Here is an 18,191-nt window from a genome sequence, read left to right on the forward strand (position 1 = left end):
CGTCCTTTTTGGACGGGCGGGACGCCCATCCCACAATAACAATTAAAATTGTAAGTTATTTAATTCGCGATCCTAAAGGGGGTGAACAACTCCGATTTCGCAGCCACGATGCGGATCTAAACAATATAGCGCATCCAAACAGAAGCCCACATGGCGAAAAAGACCTCGTATTACGACTACCTGCGCCAAGAAATGACCGATATGGTCGAGCAACTGGAGCTAACCGATCTTTGCAAACAGTCGCTCAAAAGTCGCTGGCTCGATCAATTGGTTTGGGCGGATAAGAAAGCCGAACAATGCCGTCGCTGGCACTATCGCTTGCGCCTGACGACGATCGTCGGTGGTGTACTGTTGCCGGCCCTAGTTGCAATTAACTTTCAACTGGGCACTCCACAGGACAAAGATAAGGGATACTTTCGCATTTGGTTTTCTTACGTCCCGTTTGTCTTGAGCCAAATTATCGCAGTCAGTGCGGCAACGGAAGAATTTTTGCGCTTTGGCGATCGCTGGCGCGACTACCGACAACTAGCCGAAGACCTCAAATCAGAAGGCTGGCAATACCTGCAATTGAGCGGCCCCTATCGCTACAAAACCCACGAAGAAGACGATAGTCCGCCTCCCCTGTCGGGCAGTGGGATGTCCGAAGTCAGCGTCGAAGACTCGAAAGCCCTCAAACCCCGGACCCAGAACAACGAATCTACAACCCACCAAGATGTCTATACCCTGTTTGCAGGTCGGGTCGAAAGCTTGATTAAGAATGACGTACAAAACTATATCACGGCGTTGCAGCAAAAACAGGCTAAGGAGCAAGAGCAAATCAAGCAAATCCTGAAAACCGTCGAGAATGTTTCCACCGATAAAACCTTGTTTGCAAAGCCCACTCCTGGGCCTCAACAGCCGCCTTACGGGGCTGCCAACCCGCCTCACAATGGCTTTGGAGCAATGGGAATCCCAGCGCAACCTGCGGCTTTCAACGCTCCAGGGCAACCCTCGATCGCACCAGTCCCCCCTCAGAATACCGCGATGCCGCAAACCGCGTTCGCCCAACATCCCGCCGCCTTTGCACCCCCACCCGCACCGAGTGCGCCAATGCCTCAGCCGACTGTGGCCCAGCCGGAGGTCGCGTTTGCGCCTCCACCGGCACCGACGCAAATGGCTTTTGCCCAGCCGGCTGCCGCGTTTGCAGCAGCCCCCTCTGCCAGCGCTGCGGTGCAGCAAACCGCGATCGCCGACCTGAATGCTCGCATCCTCGCCTCCACCCTCAAACTGCAGGGAATGTCTACGGCCGACGGCCCGGATGGCGACAACAACGCCTCCGCCTGGACGGTCAACAAAGTCATGCAGGATGCAGGCCTCAGCCCACTTGGCGACAATCCCAATGACGTTCCCGCAGTCCTGGACGCGCTCAAACAAGGGCGAGCACAACTGGTGTCGAGAGAATCGGCGAAAGCGGGCGATTTGGTGGTTGCGGATGGAGAAGCACACATTGGGATTGGACTGACCGATGGTTGCAGTCGAGTCCTCTCCAACTCATCCTCTAAAGCTTGCTTTGGGTGGGAAAGCGATACGGATTTTGACGGCTCCTACGGTGGACAGAGTACCATTTACCGCCTGAAAACTTAAAAGTTGAAAGTTGAAACTAGGGGCGCACGGCCGTGCGCCCCTAGGTTGAGAGTTAATCATGCTGACTCGATTGAGTATCCGAAATCCGGGACTGAATGCTGTTAATCAACCTCAGATGTACCGATACTTTTTTGCTAACATTTGCTAACAAATACATAAGTTGAGATCATATCTCAACCAAGGCGTATCAACCGATGCCCGTAGAAATTTCTACAAGCACTTATATTCTTGCCTTCAGCTTGGTTATCGCTTACAGCTCTTAGCCAATCTGATTATTTGCTTTGATAATGTAGAGGCAACTTATTTATATAGCGGTTGCGTACTACCAAGGTTTTTCACCTACATCTGAGTGGCTAAATTCATTCTATATGACATGAAGACAAGAAGGCAAATGTAAGTGATTGTTAGCAAATGTCAGAAAAAGTCTTACTGTTAATCAACCCTCTAACAGGACATCCCGATGGCTAAGAAAAATACCTACGAACAATACCTGCGCGAAGAGTTGGGAAGCTTAGTCGAACAGTTGAAACTCCCCAACCTCTACAAACAGTCGCTCAAACAGCGCTGGATCGATCAGGTAGTGTGGGCGGATAAAAAAGCGGATCAGTGCCGCCGGATGCACTACCGATTGCGTCTGACGACGATTATTAGCGGGGTGCTGCTGCCTGCTCTGGTGGGGATTAATATGCAACTGTCTAACGAGAATAAATACTTTCGCGATTGGTTTCGTTACGTCCCCTTTTTCTTAAGTCAGGTGATTGCCGTCACTGCGGCGCTAGATGAGTTTCATCGCTATGGCGATCGCTGGCGAGATTATCGCAAAATGGCCGAAGACCTCAAGGCTGAAGGCTGGCAGTACGTGCAATTGAGTGGTCCCTACGACAACCTGGGCGACCATATCGACGGCTATGCGAACTTTGCGGGCCGGGTCGAAAGTATCATCAAGAACGACGTACAAAACTACATCGCGACGTTGCAGCCGCAAGCCAAAGAAAACGAGCAAATCCAGCAAATTATTAATACAGCCAACACTGTCGCCACCGATAAAACCCTGTTCGATCGACCCGAACCCGTCGGCCCCCCCCAACAGCAACAGCTTTGGGGGACTCCGGCCCCCGCCTTTCCTGTCCCAGGGGCTGCGGGCATTCTGCAAGTTCGCCAGAATACCGAATTCAAGCTCAGTCCCAGTCCCCAACATTCATCATTGTTGCCCGATAATTTTAAGATTTGGGTCTGTGGCGGCAACAGCTTTGGCTTGATGTCCTATGCTCAAGCTGACAACAATCACCTGCAAGTGGCGATCGATCGCGGACTCGGCCCTGAAAACCGCCACGTCTGGTTTGTCAGCGCACCCGATGTCGCGATCGTCGGCAATATCGGGTCTAGTGCCGCCAATCTCATGGCGACCCCTGCTGCGCCAGCACCGATGATGGCAGCAACGGCAGCCGCTCCCAGCCCGATGATGGCGACCTTTGCTGCTCCAGCACCGATGATGGGTGCAACGGCCTCCGCCCCAAGTCCGATGATGAGCGCTCCTCCCCCCGCGCCCACTGCTCCCCTGGCTCCCCCCTCCCCGGCTCCCTCTGCCCCGGCGGCAAGCAACGGCGCAATTAAACTCCCCGTTCCCTTTTTCTCCCAACGAGACAATATGGAGCAAGCCGAGCGAACTGGCAATACCTCCAGTTGTGCGATGGTGGCTAAGTTCCTGGGTGCAAACATTTCCGGGGATGACGACTACTTCCAGTACGTGATTAAGTATGGCGAGACGATCGACCATACCGCCCAAACTCAGGCGCTGGCAGAACTGAGAATTCAATCGACCTGGAATACTAATCTCGATTTTGACGATCTGGATAAATCGCTAGCCAGTGGACTGCCTGCTGTCCTTGCTATTCTGCATCACGGGCCGCCGTCGGCGCCTACAGGCGGGCATATGATTGTGGCGATCGGTCGCAACGCAGACGGCGATTACATTATCAACGATCCGTTCGGCAACTTGTTGGACGGCTACGTTTCTGAAGATGGCGGCGGATTGACCTATTCTCGCCAGGAATTGACCTGTCGCTGGACGGCAGATGGTCCGAAAACCGGCTGGGGACGGCTGTTTTACGGCAATAACCCACCGGGTACATCCGCCCAAAACGCACCCGCTCAAACTGCACCTGCTTAAACGGAAACAGAGGTTGATAAAATTATTGTCGCTGAAAGTGCGATCGAAATAGATGAAGCCAGAAAACTAGCCGATTGCTTCCTGGTTGATATTAGTTTTTTTCTCTAACTCCAATTTGTTATAAAGTCCGCAAGTAGTTGTGCCGCTTATGCTGTAACCATTTCGGGTTTGATATCAGGTGATGCTGGCTCAAAATACAACACCATGATTTACTCTCGAATGCAACCCGACAGATTCATAAGTGCGTCCGTTGCGATCGCTAAATTCCACCTCAAACGCTGCACCATCAGCCAACAGTTCAACCACAGTCCCTACTTGTCCGCGCCACAGATTGTATTCAGGAATGTCAACGGTTAAGGCAACGACATCTAGTAATTTAATTGTATTCTTTGCCACTCTTATTACCTCCAGGCACTTATAATCTTATAATACGGTGTCGGAAAATTCCCGTATTCTAGTCTTGTTTTGCGATCGCTAGAACTCATCGGTTATATTTATAAACTGCGATCGCGCCTTTATTGCCTTAGCTATCTCTCCAATCAGCACCAGAATCTCAATCTCGATTGATATTTTGCCATAAATCGGCGGTCGCAAACCTAGAAAGATGGCCAACATTTGTTGTCGCGATTACAACATCCACAACATCAAGAGTCGTCGCCTGTGCTGCCAAAATCATATCGCTGTCAATCGTCTTATCACCTGCTGTCGGTTGTCCTTGCTGACGAGCTTGCGCCCAAAACATTGCAGCCTGTCGCATAGCAGCAGTTGTAATGGGTAAATACTCAACCGAGTTGGCTAATTCATCTAATCGAGCAATACCCTTTATTTTGTTGGCCCGCAGCAATTCTCGACGGACTTCATAATCGGCTATTTCGGGAATAATCACTCGAATACTGGATGTAATAAGTGTTTGCAACCAGCGAGTACAAAGGGTGCTTTCAGGAGATAGTTTTGGATTCGTAACTAAACCAATTGGGCCTGCATCTAACAAAACGACTCTGCTCACCAAGTTACACCTTTTAATTCGATAGGAAATAGCTGGCGATCGGATAAACGATCTTCATCAAGAGCCTGAATCAGATACTCACCTGTTTCTTGTTGCTCTTCGGCATCTTCTTCATCCATCCAAGACTGAAGCAGATTAACCGATTTTGCCTGCTTTTGTTTTAGCATAATATGTTCTATCAGCAGTTGCAGAGTGTATGCTTCTGTCGAAAGCCCTTGCTGTTGAGCTTTTTGTGTTAAGTATTGCTCTATTTCTGGTGTCAGAGTGAGAGTGAGTGTCATAGGTGTTTTTATAGCTTTACACTTATATTTTACAACCTACTAGGCTAAGCTGGCGATCGATCGAAAAAGCTAAGCTGTAACCATTTCGAGTTTGCGATCGGGTGATGCTGGCTCAAAGTACAACACCATGATTTGCTCTGGATGCAGCCCGACAGATTCATAAGTGCGTCCGTTGCGATCGCTAAATTCAACCTCGAACGCTGCGCCATCAGCCAACATTTCCACCACAGTCCCTACTTGTCCGCGCCACAGATTGTATTCAGGAACATCAACTGTCAAGGCAACGACATCTAGTAATTTAATTGTATTTTTTGCCACTTTTATTACCTCCACGCACTTATAATACAGTGTCGGAAAATTCCCGTATTCTAGTTTTTTTTTGCGCTCGTTGGAACTCATGGGTTAGATTTATAAACTATTAATTACAACTTATTATTGAAGAAATAACTTAGTTCCCACCACATTTCGCCATTACTCCAAAACAAAAAATCACCGGGATAGCTAAAGCTAATATCTAAACTCGCAGCAATATATTCCTTATAAACGGGATGGAATTTATATTCCAAGGATTTTATTTTAGTTATGAGGATCGTATCGATAAAACAAAGTCTACTGATAATTTCTATGTAAAACTCTTCTGTTTTCCCCCAATCATCTAATTCCTCTATACCTGAAGTTCCTAAAGATGTTTGAACGAAATAAACTAAATCATTATAATTTTCTAATAAACTTAAATCATTATAATCTTCTAAGAATCTTATTCCCTCATTATCCGGATTTATAATTATCAAACTCTCAATTTCTTCTCTTAGCTCTTTTATGATCTCCTCTTGTTGAGCTCTTTTTGCAAGCAGCCGATTAATTTCCTGAGCCGGATTTTTATTTTTCAAACTCTCAATTTCTTGCTGAAGAAGTGGAACTCTATTTTTCTCCTCCTTAAGCTGTAGCTCTAAACTTATTTTGGCTTTTTCTAGCTCTCTGGCATTCTCTTCTAGTTGCTTAACTTTTGTTTCTAATTGACGTGAATTGGAGTTTAATGAATTGGAGTTTAATGAATTTAACTCATAAAGCTCTCTTTCTAATTGTGTTTTTTCTTGCTCTAGCTGGTTATTATCTATCTCTAAAGGTTGAATTCGGTCTTGTGCTCGGCTTATTTCTGACTCTAAAGAGTTTTTGCTAGCTCGGAGTTGTAGATTATCTTGTGTCAATCTAGTATTATTATCTTTAACTTGATTTAACTCTCTCCTCAGAACGTCTCTTTCTTGCTGTAAATCCCTATTTGTTTGAATGAGTGATTGATTTTGGGCTATGACTTCATTAAGCTGCCTAGTAACCTCTTTAACTTTCTCGATTAAAAATTCCCACGTTATAAACTCTATATCTTGACTGCTGAGAGAACCACCCAATTCTTGAATAAGAACTTTTTTATGAGCTTCTAGTTCTTCAATTTTTTGTTCAAAGTAAATATTTTCAATACGAAGATTTGTTGAAATTTTCCTTACTTCATCTCTTTCGCTCTCAACGCTTGCTAACTGTTGTTGTAGGCTTTGAACCGTCTGCTTCAAAGAATTGTTCTCAGTAGTAGCTGCCTTGAGTTCTGCCTCTTTTTGCTTAAATCTTGCCAGGATTTGAACTATAAAGGCGGTAAATAGGTTATTTGCTTGTTGTAAGTGCTGGTTTATTTGCCTAAGCTCAACTGTCTGTGCTTCGGGCCTGTTATCCTCTGGTTTTTTCTTACCCCTGCGAAGTTGCAGGTAAACTATTACGATACTTAGTAAAGCTATTAAACCAGCAGTTTCGTAAACCATACTAATACTTTTTTGAAAATAGCGTTTTTGGACATCGGTTCCCAGGCAGAGCCTAGGAACCAGCTAAAAAATCAAAATTAGCCAAAAAACAGAGGGCGAGTTTAGCATAAAACTTAACCCGAAAAGTCCAATTTTATGCTCAAACCCGCCCTCGCAAAACTCCCTTAATAAGCGTCTTGCAGTTCGTAGAAATCAGGGGAAATGTAATCTTTCCGCAGCGGCCAGCCTACCCAATCTTCGTTCATCAAAATCCGTTTCAGATTCGGATGTCCTTCGTAGACAATGCCGTACATATCGTAGGATTCCCGCTCTTGAAAGTCGGCTGCTTTCCAAATCCAGTAGACTGATGGCACTCTGGGATCTTCGCGGGGAATGAATACTTTGACGCGGACTTCTTCGGGATGGGAAGCATTATCTGTCAGCTTAGCCAAGTGGTAGACGCTGACTAAATCTTCTCCCGGCCCTTGGTCGTAGGCGCACTGGCACTGCATATAATTAAACCCGTAGGCATACAGTGCTGTTGACATCGGAATTAAGAAGTCTCGATCGACCTTTAATATCTCCACGCCCAAATTATCGGTCGCTAAAGCTTCGTGTTCAAACCCATTCTGAGTCAACCACTGGGAAACCTTCCCGGCTTCAACAATTGCAGATTCTTGCTCAGCCACGGTTTACCTCCTGTTTTTGTCCTGCAAGCAGGGCTGGCGGTACTGGCATTCCCATTGCTTCCGTCAATTCCTTCGGTGGCGCCATCCGGCCGGGAACTGACAAATATTTGCCGTCCAAAATGTCGTCTACTACTTTCATTTTGTGGGGTCTGGTGTAGTAGCGGTGGGTTGGCAGCAAATTGGCCCGTTCTTGCATGGAATCGTTGGCGATTTTTTTCCGCAGTTTGATAATTGCGTCAATAATCGCTTCTGGGCGGGGGGGACAGCCGGGGATGTACACATCTACAGGAATCAGTTTGTCAACGCCTCTGACTGCTGTGGGGGAGTCTACGCTGAACATTCCGCCGGTGATGGTGCAGGCGCCCATTGCGATGACGTATTTGGGTTCCGGCATTTGTTCGTACAGCCGCACCAAGATGGGGGCGTACTTCATGGTAATTGTGCCGGCGGTGATGAGCAAGTCGGCTTGTCGGGGGCTCGATCGCGGTACTAAGCCGAATCTGTCGAAGTCAAAGCGCGAACCGATCAAAGCTGCAAATTCGATGAAGCAGCAGGCGGTACCGTAAAGCAGCGGCCACAAGCTCGAAAGTCTCGCCCAATTGTAGAGGTCATCAACCGTAGTTAGGATGACGTTCTCTGACAATTCGGATGTGACTTCAGGGCGAATAGCGGGGTTGACAATTAGAGGTTTTTGTGATTTGTCAGAACTTAAGACCATTCCAAGGCTCCTTTGCGCCATGCATAGACAAGAGCAATAACGAGGATCGTGATAAAAAACAAGGCTTCGATGAAAGCCAACAGTCCTAGCTGGTTGAAAGCAACCGCCCAAGGATAGAGGAAGACCGTCTCTACGTCGAAGATGACGAAGACTAAGGCGAACATATAATATCGGATGTTGAACTGAATCCAGGCTCCGCCGATCGGCTCGACGCCAGATTCGTAGGTAGTGCGTCGGTCGTAGGGACGACTTTTGGGCCGCAGTACCTTAGACGCCGTGAGGGCGAGGATAGGGACTAGGCTGGAAATTAACAGGAAGCCTAAGAAATACTCGTAGCCGCTGAGTGCAAACACGGTGAATAATTACTGCCTAGGTGAAAGGGTTTGTAACTCGATCTTTACATTATATAGATTTTGGGTAACTGAAATTACGAGTTGGTTGAGATTAATCCTCCATCTTCTGCAATAATTTTTAATGTATATTTTAATATTGTAACTGCCTGTGGAAGACGGGCGGCTGCCTGTGGACGCTAAGTAAGACCATCATCGACGCTTTGTGTCGAACACCCTTGTGGTGTCCCTAACGTGGCATCGGCGGTTGAGACGGGAAACCTCGAAGACGAATAAGACCGTCCTCAGATGAGTTTTAGTTGGAAGCCCCAACTCGAACGAAGTTTAGTTGAGGTACTTCACGATTAGCTGACCTACTCTTTTGGATTTATGAGCGATCGAGCCACGGAGACTAATACCCTCGATCGGCACGAGTGCCGAGCCTGCGGCTACGTCTACAATCCTAAAAAGGGCGATCCTAAAAATGCAATTGCCCCTGGCACTGCTTTTACAGATGTGACCCCGACTTGGGTGTGTCCCGTTTGCGGGGCGCGCAAGTCGATGTTTCAAAATCTCGGTCAGATGGAAGGGGTGTCTGGATTTAAGGCAAATCAGCGCTACGGTGTCGGTGTCAACGGCATGACCGAAGGTCAGAAAAGTTTGCTGATTTTTGGCGGCTTGGTCGTTGGTTTCTTGTTTTTACTTAGTATGTATGGTTTGCAGTAAAACGATTGTGAGATTTTGGCAACGAATTGTAATGTTATTGGCCGCGGCCCTCATCTGTACGAGTTGCAGCACCATCGGTGCTGTGAGTTACAACCCCTGGCAAGTGATTTCCTTGCCGACGGAAGCTAATTTGCAGGATATTGCCTTTACGGGCAATCCTCAACACGGCTGGGTTGTTGGTTCTGAGGCGACTCTGCTCGAAACGATGGACGGCGGCACTAGCTGGAAGTCTATAGCACTGGATATCGACGATCCTAGGTCGCGTTTTGCGTCGGTGAGTTTTTCGGGTTCCGAAGGCTGGATTGTCGGCCAGCCTTCTGTTTTGCTCCACACGAACGACGAGGGCCAGTCTTGGACGCGGATTGCTTTGAGCTCTCAGTTGCCCGGTTCTCCGAGTACGATCGCAGCTTTGGGCCCGAATTCCGCCGAGATGACGACCGATGTCGGGGCGATTTACCGGACTTCGGACGGCGGCAAAAATTGGAAAGCTGTCGTGCAGGATTCTTTTGGGGTAGTTCGCAATATCAACCGTTCTGAAAACGGGCAGTATGTTGCGGTTTCCTCGAAGGGCAATTTCTACTCGGTGTGGAAACCAGGACAAGAAGCTTGGGAACCTCACAACCGCAATAGTTCTCGCCGCCTGCAAAATATGGGCTTTACCAAGGACGGGCGTTTGTGGATGCTCGCCCGCGGCGGTCAGATTCAGTTTAGTGACCCGTCCAATCCTGAAGGTTGGGGAAAACCGTTTTTTCCCGATCGCAAGGCGAGTTGGGGTTTGCTGGACATGGCTTACCGGACTGATAATGAAGTTTGGGTAGCCGGCGGCGGCGGCAATTTGCTGTGCAGTTTGGACGGCGGGAAAACTTGGCTAAAAGACCGCGAAGTAGAAGATGTTCCCGCTAATTTTTACAGGATTGTCTTTATGGGCCCCGATCGCGGATTTGTGATCGGTGCGAGCGGTACTCTACTTAAATATCAAGGTTCAGCGCAAGCTGCTTGATAGTAGAATAGTAATAGAGATTGTCTGTCAATTTGTTGTTGAAAGGAGGATTCTAAATGGCTGGTACAACTGGAGAACGTCCGTTTGGGGACATTATTACAAGTATCCGTTATTGGGTAATTCACAGCATCACCATTCCGGCTTTGTTTATTGCTGGATGGCTGTTTGTGCAAACGGGTTTGGCTTACGATGCTTTCGGAACTCCTCGCCCTAACCAGTATTTCACACAGCAGCGGGAAGAAGTGCCGATTATCTCGGATCGCTTTGAAGCTAAGAAACAAGTAGATCAGTTCATTAACGCCAAGTAATTTAACAAGGATTTGGAAAAATGACGAGCAGAACCCCAAATAATGAGCCAATTTCGTATCCGATTTTTACGGTGCGCTGGTTGGCAGTTCATACTTTAGGTGTCCCAACAATTTTCTTTTTGGGCGCGATCGCAGCAATGCAATTTATTCAACGATAGGAGTTTACAATGCCTGAGCGCGTTCCTAATCCCAACGAGCAGCCTGTTGAGTTAAACCGGACTTCTTTGTATTTGGGTTTGTTGCTGATTTTTGTTTTGGGTATTTTGTTCTCCAGTTATTTCTTTAATTAACTGGTGTCTGAGTTTGCTTTCGATAGTTCGATGGAATTTGTTGAGCTGTAAATTAGTGAGGTGATGGCTATGTTTAGTGAAAGTGGCAGAATTCCTTTGTGGCTGGTAGCTACTGTTGCAGGCCTCGGTGTTCTCAGCATTGTGAGTCTTTTCTTCTACGGTGCTTATGCCGGTTTGGGTTCTTCGATGTAAGGAGAATCAAGCTGATTTTTGGCTTTTAACCCCCCTTGAAAAAGGGGGGTTTTAATTATTAGGCGAAGTTGGTTGCTAAATCAGGGATAAATGTTATCGAAAGTATTAATTTTTAGGCAAGTTTATGAGAATTTAATCATCGGGTGAGAGGGGGATTTTTGGTGGTTGGGTGGAGATTTGCTCGATAAACTGTTCCGGGGCGGGCTCACCAATAGCCCCAAAATCGATCGCCACTAGCCGACGATCGCCGATCGAGTGTGGGCAGATCGTGAAATTAGCCAAAAGTTGCGAGTAGAATGGTGCAAGAGCCGATCGCTCGATCGTAGTGCACAGCGAAATATGACCCCACAGCCGCCGCCCCGCAAACCTCAAACCGTCTTGGGTGCGATTACCCAAGCAGTCCAGACTATTGCTAAGGTTAATTTTAACCAGCTAGCGCTGAAACCTAATGCCAGAGTACCCGAACTGTGGGTGCAGGATGCGGGTGCAGCTAAAGCTGAGGTTTATCCGCTGTTGGGCGATCGATATTTGTTAGGTCGATCGTCCAAATCTTCAGATATAGTAGTTCGCAATCCCGTTGTCAGTCACGTGCACTTATCTCTGTCGCGGGATAGTCGGCGGCGGACTCCTTTTGTGATCAAAGATGAAGACTCCACCAACGGCATTTACAATGGCAAAAGGCGAGTTAAAAGTATGTCCCTGCGTCACGGAGACGTGTTCACTTTAGGGCCGCCGGAACTAGCCGCCGCTGTTAGAATTCAATTCGTATATCCGCCGCCTTGGTATTTGGAACTGGTGCGTTACAGCTTTTACGGCGTCAGCGGAATCACCGCTTTGATTGCGGTGTTGGTAGGTATGGAATCCACAAAGTTTAAAGTGCGGCCTCTGCCGAGAAGTATCAATGGCCCCGTGATTGTTTACGCCCGCGACGGGCAAACTCCGCTGCGTCCTCCTCAGAATAACGCTCACTTAGAATTAAAGCGATTGCAGGATTTTTCGCCTTATTTATCCAAGGCGGTACTTGCTTCGGAAGACAGCCGCTACAATTGGCATTTGGGGGTAGATCCGATCGGAGTTTTGCGCGCGCTTTTGACTAATGTTCGCGGGGGAGGAATTCGCGAAGGCGGCAGCACTGTGACGCAGCAGTTAGCGAGGAGTTTGTTTCGAGATTATGTGGGAACTCAAGATTCGGCAGGGCGCAAGTTACGGGAAGCTGTAGTTGCGTTGAAACTGGAGAATTATTACAGCAAAGATGAGCTGTTGCTGACTTATTTGAATCGCGTGTTTTTGGGAATTGACCTTTACGGTTTTGAGGATGCGGCTCGGTTTTATTTTGCCAAGTCTGCGAAGGATTTAACTTTGTCAGAGGCTGCGACTTTGGCGGGAATTTTGCCGGCGCCAAACAGTTTTAATCCGATTCAAAATTATCAGTTGGCGGTACAGTACCGCGATCGAGTGATCGAACGGATGCGGGCACTGGGGACGATTTCTCAGGAAGAAGCCGATCGCGCGAGGCGATCGCGAATTGAGATCAATCCCAAAGCTCGCCAATATCTCCAAAGTACGATCGCTCCTTATTTCTACAGTTATGTATTTGACGAATTGGAGTTTTTGCTGGGGGAGCAGTTAGCCAGAGAAGGCAATTTTATTGTAGAAACAGGTTTGAATCCCGGCTTGCAAAAAGTGGCTGAAGCTTCCCTCAGAAATGCTGTTGAAAATGCCGGAGCAAGTGCTGGCTTTTCTCAAGGAGCCGTGGTAACTCTCAATAGTACAACCGGGGAAGTCTTAGCTTTAGTTGGGGGCGTAGATTACTTGAAAAGTCAGTTTAATCGGGCTACCCAAGCTTTGAGACAGCCCGGTTCTACATTTAAGATTTTCAGCTATGCAGCCGCGCTGGAACGGGGAATATCACCCGATAAAACTTATTCTTGCGCCCCCCTTTCTTGGGGCGGACAAAGTTACAGCGCCTGCGAAAGAACCAGCGGCAGTGCTGATATGTATCGCGGCTTGGCGTTGTCGGAAAATGCAATTGCATTGAGGGTAGCCCAGGATGTCGGTTTAGACAATGTAGTGGGAATGGCCAGACGTTTGGGAATTACTTCTGAACTGCGTTCTAACCCGGGTTTAGTATTAGGTGAAAGTGAAGTTAATGTGTTGCAATTAACGGGTGCTTTCGGGGTGTTGGCAAATCGGGGTTTGGGCAATCGCCCCCACGTAATCAAGCGAATTATTGACAGCAGCGATTGCAAAGATCGAAATGATTTTAACAGTTGCCGGGTGATTTATGAGTATCAAAAAGATGGCATTGCCAATCGGCAGTTAGTTTCGGAAGCCGTAGCGGATACGATGACTGATATGCTGCAAGGTGTGGTGCGGGGAGGTACGGGTAGCAGTGCTGCTTTGGGGTTGGGAGAAGCTGGAAAAACAGGCACTACTAATGATAATAGAGATTTGTGGTTTGTCGGTTATATTCCGAGTCAGCAACTGGTGACAGGAGTTTGGTTGGGAAATGATGATAATTCTCCGACTGCGGGAGGTAGTGCAAATGCCGCTCAGTTGTGGGGGGAATATATGCGGCAGGTGGCGCGTTGAAATTGTGGAAAACATTCCTGTTACTGGATTTTAAGTAGATAAACCTCATAAAACGCTCTTATTTTATATCCCCGACTTCGCCGAAGTTGTCCGGGATTTGGGTAATTGAAATTATGGGTAACGATGGCTTGGAGGAGTTGAAAAGTAACATGAGTTTGGGATGGTAGGCTGAGAGATTTAGTATAGCTTTTCCGACTATGTAAATTTACGTATCGGTAGGGTGCGATCCAGAAAAAATGAGCTAGTTTTGAAGCCTAGGCAAAAATTATTTCAGGGCGATCGCGGATTATTCAGTCAGGGTGAAGAGCCTATCGGGGCTAAGCGTATGGATATTTGACCGCTTGGCTCAGATTGTGAATAAAGATCAATAGGTTACGAAGAACTCAAAAAGCAGGCTTCTTGAAAAGAAACTCCAGATTTCTTAAAGAAGTTGAGTTCCGTATTGTTTAAACCGAGGAAAAAGTATAGGGCAAAAATTATGGCTACTTTCACCGTCACCAACGCCAACGACAACGAAAACGATTCCGGTTCTCTGCGATATGCCATCAAACAGGCTAATGCCCAAGTCGGCGCAGACACAATTATCTTCGACCCCCTATTCTTTGCCATACCCAGGACGATCGACCTTTGGGCACAACTACTCATCAACGATAGTCTCACCATCAAAGGCCCTGGGGTCAACAACCTGACGATTAGTGGCGATGCTAACAAAAATGGCAGCAACGACAATGGTGATGTCCGCCTCTTCTTCGTCAATCAAGGGACTGTTAACTTCCAGAACCTCACCCTGGCAAATGGTCGGGGAAAGGGTGGCGACGGTAGTGGCGGTGGCGCTGGTATGGGCGGTGCGCTGTTCATCAATGGCGGTACCGTCAGCGTCAATAACGTCACCTTCTCAAATAACCAGGCAGTTGGTGGCAATGGCAGCGTTGGTAATCGTGGCGGTGGTGGCTTTGGTGGCACTGGCTTTGGTGGCTTAGATGGTAAAGGTGATTATGGTGGTGGTGGTGGCGGGTTTGGTGGCAACGGCGGGACTACTGGCCGCCACAGCAGTGGTGGTGGCGGCTTTAGTGGCAATAGCGAGTCGATTCATGGCGGTGGGGGCGCAGGCACCATATTTGGTGGCAACCCAGCAGGTAACGGCAGCCATAGCTTGGCGGGCGGTACCGATAACCTAGATGGCGGCATTGGCGGTGGCATTGGCGGCGGTGGCGGCGGTGGTGGTAGCGACGCGATCACAGGTAATGGTGGCATTGGTGGCATTGGAGGAGGTGGCGGTGGCGGTGGTTTCACCTCCCGCAATTTTGGTGGTATTGGTGGCAGTGGTGGGGACTTTGGCGGCGGTGGCGGTGGGGGTTCGGGTGTTGGTGGCGGCGCAGGTGGCAGCGGTGGCTTTGGCGGTGGGGGTGGCGCAGGTGGCAGCGGTTTCGGTTCTGTAAGCCTATTTAGCTATGGTGGCAGAGGCGGCAGTGGCGGCTTTGGTGGCGGTGGTGGCGGGGGCGGTTTCAGTCTATCTGGTTCTGGCGGCTTTCCCGGTAGCGGGGGAACTTTCGGCGGTAACGGCGGTGGCGGCGGCAATGGCGACTTAAATAATAATTTTGGTGGAGGAGGGGGCGGCGCCGGACTGGGGGGTGCGATTTTTATTCGCAGCGGTTCTCTTACCTCAGTCAACAGCAAGTTTCTCAACAATACGGCAACAGGTGGGTTGGGCGGTATTCCATCTTCTAACGCCATGTCAGGCGCAAATGGTCAGGGGAAGGGCGGCGCAATATTTGCCGTTACTCCCAACCTTGCCAGTGTGGCAGGGGTGGCTGCGACTCCCACGGTGACAGCTATTGGGGCGCTACCAACTTTCAGTGGCAACAGCGCTGCGAATGCTGGGGGAACTGCTACGGATGGAAACGATGTTTTTGGTAACATCAACGTGAAAACTCCGATCGCCAACCAGCCTCCTGTAGCGGAAAATGACAGCGCGATAACTTCTGCTAACATTCCAGTCAAGATTGATGTTCTCTCCAACGACATCGATCCGGATGGCAACCCTTTGACCATCAGTCTAGTCGCGAATCCCACCAAGGGGACGGCAGTTGCAAACAACAACGGCACGCCGAACAATCCCAACGATGATTTCATTACCTACACTGCCGGTGCGAACTTCAGCGGCGACAGCTTCACCTATCGCCTCAGCGACGGCACCGCAAACAGCAATATTGCTACTGTCAGCATCCTGCCAGATATTGGGGTGACTTATCTGGTGACAAATACTAATGACAGCGGGCCTGGTTCGTTGCGACAGGCAATGCTGAATGCCAACAATCGTCCGGGTGCAGATACGATCGCATTCCAAATTACCAATTTCATCCAGATTCCGCGCTTACCATTCCAAAAACCGATCCAGATCCCGATCGCATTTAACCTTCCTCAAACTATAAATCTGGCGTCTGCTTTACCGACAATTACAGATGCCGTCACGATCGACGGGTGGAGTCAAGGCGGTCTTGGTTTCCAGGGCGCACCGCGAATTGAACTCAATGGTGCGGCATCGAATTCACCTGTAGGACTTGACATTCAGGCAAGCAATTCTGTTATTCGAGGGCTGGCAATTAACAGATTTTCATCTCAATCATTAAACGGAGTTCCTGGCATTAAGCTATCGAAGAGTGCAGCCAAAAACTGGATTTATGGCAACTATATCGGCACCGATTTAAGTGGCAATTTCGCTCGCGGTAACAGTGGAGATGGTATCTCGATAGATCGCACCGCCGGAAGCGAAAATCGCATCGGCACCAACGGCGACGGATTTAATGATGCTGCCGAACGCAATGTAATTTCTGCCAATCTAGGGAACGGAATCGCGATTAACAGCAACTTAAACGCGAGCGATAATAAATTCACGACCGTAGCCGGCAACTTTATCGGTACTAATGCGACGGGTATTGCAGCCCTAGGTAATAGATTGAGTGGCATTTATCTGAATGCGGTATCGAACATAATAGGAGGCCCGAATCCCAGTCAGCGCAACATTATCTCTGGCAATATTCTTAATGGCATCAATATCGCTGGCAGCAATGCTGTTAACAACCAAATTCAAGGCAATTACATCGGCATTCAAGCAGATGGAGTCACGGCTGCGGGCAATCTAGGCAGCGGTATCTCGATCGAAGATGGTGCTGCTAACAATTCGATCGGTGGTAGCGAGCCGGGAACGGGCAATACGATAGCTTACAACAATTTAGCTGGAGTGGCTGTTATTTCTGGTACGAATAATGGGATTTTAGGCAATAGTATTTTCGACAACAACGGTTTGGGCATTGACTTAAAAAATGATGGAGTCACCCCTAACGATCTCAACGATACTGACACGGGTGTTAACAACCTGCAAAACTTTCCCGCCATCACGTTTGCCCACTCCAATGGCAAGAACACTGAGATCGAAGGCACTCTCAACAGCACTCCCGATCGCACGTTTCGGCTGGAATTCTTTGCTAACTCCAGTCTCGATCCGACAGGCTTTGGCGAAGGCAAAACCTTCCTCGGTTCTACGATTGTTACTACGGACAGTAGCGGTAAAAATAGTTTCACCTATACCTATGGCAGTTCCCTACCCATCGGTCAATTTATTACAGCAACGGCGATCGATCCTGCTAATAATACTTCTGAATTTTCCAAGGGATTGGCGATCTCTAACCGATCGCCAATAGCAGTAGATGACAATTTACTCGCGGATGCTGGCAGCGCGATCGATATTAAAGTCCTGTCTAACGATAGCGATCCAGATGGCGACCCTTTGACTCTCAGTATTGTTACCAATCCAGTTAATGGAACGGTAGTAGTTAATCAAAACAACACGCCGGACAATCCCCAGGACGATTTTATTATCTATAATCCCAAGCTCGTATTCAATGGCACAGATAGCTTCACTTATCAAGTCAGTGACGGACAAGGGGGTACGGCAACAGCTAATGTCAATTTGACTTTCAATGCGACACCCTCTGCGACACCCTCTGCGACACCCTCTCCCACTCCCTCACTGTCGCCCTCTCCCTTTCCCTTTCCCACACAGCCGACTCCCTCACTGTCGCCCTCTCCCTTTCCCTTTCCCACACAGCCCACTCCCTCACTACCGCACAGTCCCTTTCCCACACAGCCGACTCCCTCACTGCCGCACAGTCCCTTTCCCTTTCCCACACAGCCGACTCCCTCACTGCCGCACAGTCCCTTTCCCACACAGCCGACTCCCTCACTTCCGCCCTCTCCCTCACTCCCCCCTCTCTCGATCGCAAACCAGCCACCGATCGCACTTGGCGACACTGCGACTGTAAATGCTGGCAGTGCGATCGATATCGAGGTTTTGGCTAACGACAGCGACCCCGACGGCGATCCGCTGAACCTCAGCATTGTCCAGACTTCAGACAACGGCAAAGCAGAAGTCAGCCACAACGGTACACCGGACAACCCGAAAGACGATTTCATCACCTAC

18 protein-coding genes are annotated in these 18,191 nt (G+C 48.6%); 10 read left to right on the forward strand and 8 right to left on the reverse strand.

The genetic code is table 11. The annotated features are described in order from the left end of the window. Nucleotides 1-150 precede the first annotated feature (150 nt). Both QT992_RS19785 and QT992_RS19790 read left to right on the forward strand, forming a co-directional pair. Entirely contained in the window at nt 151-1,623 is a 1,473-nt protein-coding gene (locus QT992_RS19785; RefSeq protein WP_333337049.1) for a DUF4231 domain-containing protein, read from the forward strand. A 460-nt stretch (nt 1,624-2,083) separates the two neighbouring features. Then, nucleotides 2,084-3,793: a DUF4231 domain-containing protein gene (locus tag QT992_RS19790; protein ID WP_333337047.1), complete on the forward strand. Its 1,710-nt coding sequence runs from the start codon at nt 2,084-2,086 to the stop codon at nt 3,791-3,793. Between the two features lie 189 nt (nt 3,794-3,982). Here QT992_RS19790 and QT992_RS19795 read toward each other — a convergent pair whose 3' ends face one another. From QT992_RS19795 to ndhC, 8 genes are all read right to left on the reverse strand, one after another. Further along, nucleotides 3,983-4,189: a DUF4926 domain-containing protein gene (locus QT992_RS19795; RefSeq protein ID WP_333337045.1), complete on the reverse strand. Its 207-nt coding sequence runs from the start codon at nt 4,187-4,189 to the stop codon at nt 3,983-3,985. Between the two features lie 157 nt (nt 4,190-4,346). Continuing rightward, nucleotides 4,347-4,799: a nuclease gene (locus QT992_RS19800; protein WP_333319345.1), complete on the reverse strand. Its 453-nt coding sequence runs from the start codon at nt 4,797-4,799 to the stop codon at nt 4,347-4,349. Continuing rightward, nucleotides 4,796-5,080: a hypothetical protein gene (locus tag QT992_RS19805; RefSeq protein WP_333319347.1), complete on the reverse strand. Its 285-nt coding sequence runs from the start codon at nt 5,078-5,080 to the stop codon at nt 4,796-4,798. Before QT992_RS19805 ends, QT992_RS19800 begins: the two co-directional genes overlap by 4 nt. Before the next feature lie 69 nt (nt 5,081-5,149). Continuing rightward, nucleotides 5,150-5,479 carry a DUF4926 domain-containing protein gene (locus tag QT992_RS19810; protein ID WP_333319349.1) on the reverse strand — a complete coding sequence of 110 codons (330 nt, stop codon included), beginning with the start codon at nt 5,477-5,479 and terminating at the stop codon, nt 5,150-5,152. Nucleotides 5,480-5,502: 23 nt separating this feature from the next. After that, nucleotides 5,503-6,888 (reverse strand): hypothetical protein, encoded by a 1,386-nt coding sequence (locus QT992_RS19815; RefSeq protein WP_333337043.1) that lies wholly within the window; start codon nt 6,886-6,888, stop codon nt 5,503-5,505. A gap of 164 nt (nt 6,889-7,052) precedes the next feature. Further along, entirely contained in the window at nt 7,053-7,556 is a 504-nt protein-coding gene (locus QT992_RS19820) for an NAD(P)H-quinone oxidoreductase subunit J (RefSeq protein WP_333337041.1), read from the reverse strand. Further along, entirely contained in the window at nt 7,549-8,274 is a 726-nt protein-coding gene (gene ndhK, locus QT992_RS19825) for a photosynthetic/respiratory NAD(P)H-quinone oxidoreductase subunit K (RefSeq protein WP_333337039.1), read from the reverse strand. Before ndhK ends, QT992_RS19820 begins: the two co-directional genes overlap by 8 nt. Further along, entirely contained in the window at nt 8,265-8,627 is a 363-nt protein-coding gene (gene ndhC, locus QT992_RS19830) for a photosynthetic/respiratory NAD(P)H-quinone oxidoreductase subunit C (protein WP_006635500.1), read from the reverse strand. The genes ndhK and ndhC overlap by 10 nt, the downstream gene beginning before the upstream one ends. A 366-nt stretch (nt 8,628-8,993) precedes the next feature. Here ndhC and QT992_RS19835 point away from each other — a divergent pair, with 366 nt between their 5' ends. The 8 genes from QT992_RS19835 to QT992_RS19870 all read left to right on the forward strand — a co-directional run. Next, complete coding sequence (locus tag QT992_RS19835) at nt 8,994-9,329, forward strand: rubredoxin (RefSeq protein WP_333206831.1); 336 nt, start codon at nt 8,994-8,996, stop codon at nt 9,327-9,329. Next, on the forward strand, nt 9,316-10,329 hold the full coding sequence (locus QT992_RS19840) for a photosynthesis system II assembly factor Ycf48 (protein WP_333337037.1): 1,014 nt from the start codon (nt 9,316-9,318) through the stop codon (nt 10,327-10,329). Before QT992_RS19835 ends, QT992_RS19840 begins: the two co-directional genes overlap by 14 nt. A gap of 56 nt (nt 10,330-10,385) precedes the next feature. Next, entirely contained in the window at nt 10,386-10,637 is a 252-nt protein-coding gene (psbE, locus tag QT992_RS19845; protein WP_333139432.1) for a cytochrome b559 subunit alpha, read from the forward strand. A 20-nt stretch (nt 10,638-10,657) separates the two neighbouring features. Then, on the forward strand, nt 10,658-10,795 hold the full coding sequence (gene psbF / locus QT992_RS19850; protein ID WP_006635504.1) for a cytochrome b559 subunit beta: 138 nt from the start codon (nt 10,658-10,660) through the stop codon (nt 10,793-10,795). Between the two features lie 9 nt (nt 10,796-10,804). Continuing rightward, on the forward strand, nt 10,805-10,927 hold the full coding sequence (locus QT992_RS19855) for a photosystem II reaction center protein L (RefSeq protein ID WP_015176850.1): 123 nt from the start codon (nt 10,805-10,807) through the stop codon (nt 10,925-10,927). A gap of 69 nt (nt 10,928-10,996) precedes the next feature. Further along, nucleotides 10,997-11,119, forward strand: a complete 123-nt coding sequence (locus QT992_RS19860) for a photosystem II reaction center protein J (RefSeq protein ID WP_006635506.1) — start codon at nt 10,997-10,999, stop codon at nt 11,117-11,119. 339 nt (nt 11,120-11,458) lie between these two features. Then, nucleotides 11,459-13,711, forward strand: a complete 2,253-nt coding sequence (locus QT992_RS19865; protein WP_333319389.1) for a transglycosylase domain-containing protein — start codon at nt 11,459-11,461, stop codon at nt 13,709-13,711. A gap of 478 nt (nt 13,712-14,189) precedes the next feature. Further along, a partial coding sequence (locus QT992_RS19870) for an Ig-like domain-containing protein (RefSeq protein WP_333377578.1) occupies nt 14,190-18,191 on the forward strand: 4,002 nt, incomplete at its 3' end.

It is taken from the genome of Microcoleus sp. T3_D1 (assembly GCF_036700405.1).
Classification (GTDB): Bacteria; Cyanobacteriota; Cyanobacteriia; order Cyanobacteriales; family Microcoleaceae; genus Microcoleus.

Bases quoted from the DNA above. Each gene is read 5' to 3' on its own strand.
- QT992_RS19815 (WP_333337043.1), bottom strand. From the start codon at position 6,888: ATGGTTTACGAAACTGCTGGTTTAATAGCTTTACTAAGTATCGTAATA.
- QT992_RS19840 (WP_333337037.1), top strand. From the start codon at position 9,316: ATGGTTTGCAGTAAAACGATTGTGAGATTTTGGCAACGAATTGTAATG.
- QT992_RS19805 (WP_333319347.1), bottom strand. From the start codon at position 5,080: ATGACACTCACTCTCACTCTGACACCAGAAATAGAGCAATACTTAACA.
- psbF (WP_006635504.1), top strand. From the start codon at position 10,658: ATGACGAGCAGAACCCCAAATAATGAGCCAATTTCGTATCCGATTTTT.
- ndhK (WP_333337039.1), bottom strand. From the start codon at position 8,274: ATGGTCTTAAGTTCTGACAAATCACAAAAACCTCTAATTGTCAACCCC.
- QT992_RS19855 (WP_015176850.1), top strand. From the start codon at position 10,805: ATGCCTGAGCGCGTTCCTAATCCCAACGAGCAGCCTGTTGAGTTAAAC.
- QT992_RS19835 (WP_333206831.1), top strand. From the start codon at position 8,994: ATGAGCGATCGAGCCACGGAGACTAATACCCTCGATCGGCACGAGTGC.
- psbE (WP_333139432.1), top strand. From the start codon at position 10,386: ATGGCTGGTACAACTGGAGAACGTCCGTTTGGGGACATTATTACAAGT.
- QT992_RS19860 (WP_006635506.1), top strand. From the start codon at position 10,997: ATGTTTAGTGAAAGTGGCAGAATTCCTTTGTGGCTGGTAGCTACTGTT.
- QT992_RS19785 (WP_333337049.1), top strand. From the start codon at position 151: ATGGCGAAAAAGACCTCGTATTACGACTACCTGCGCCAAGAAATGACC.
- QT992_RS19865 (WP_333319389.1), top strand. From the start codon at position 11,459: ATGACCCCACAGCCGCCGCCCCGCAAACCTCAAACCGTCTTGGGTGCG.
- QT992_RS19790 (WP_333337047.1), top strand. From the start codon at position 2,084: ATGGCTAAGAAAAATACCTACGAACAATACCTGCGCGAAGAGTTGGGA.
- QT992_RS19810 (WP_333319349.1), bottom strand. From the start codon at position 5,479: ATGAGTTCCAACGAGCGCAAAAAAAAACTAGAATACGGGAATTTTCCG.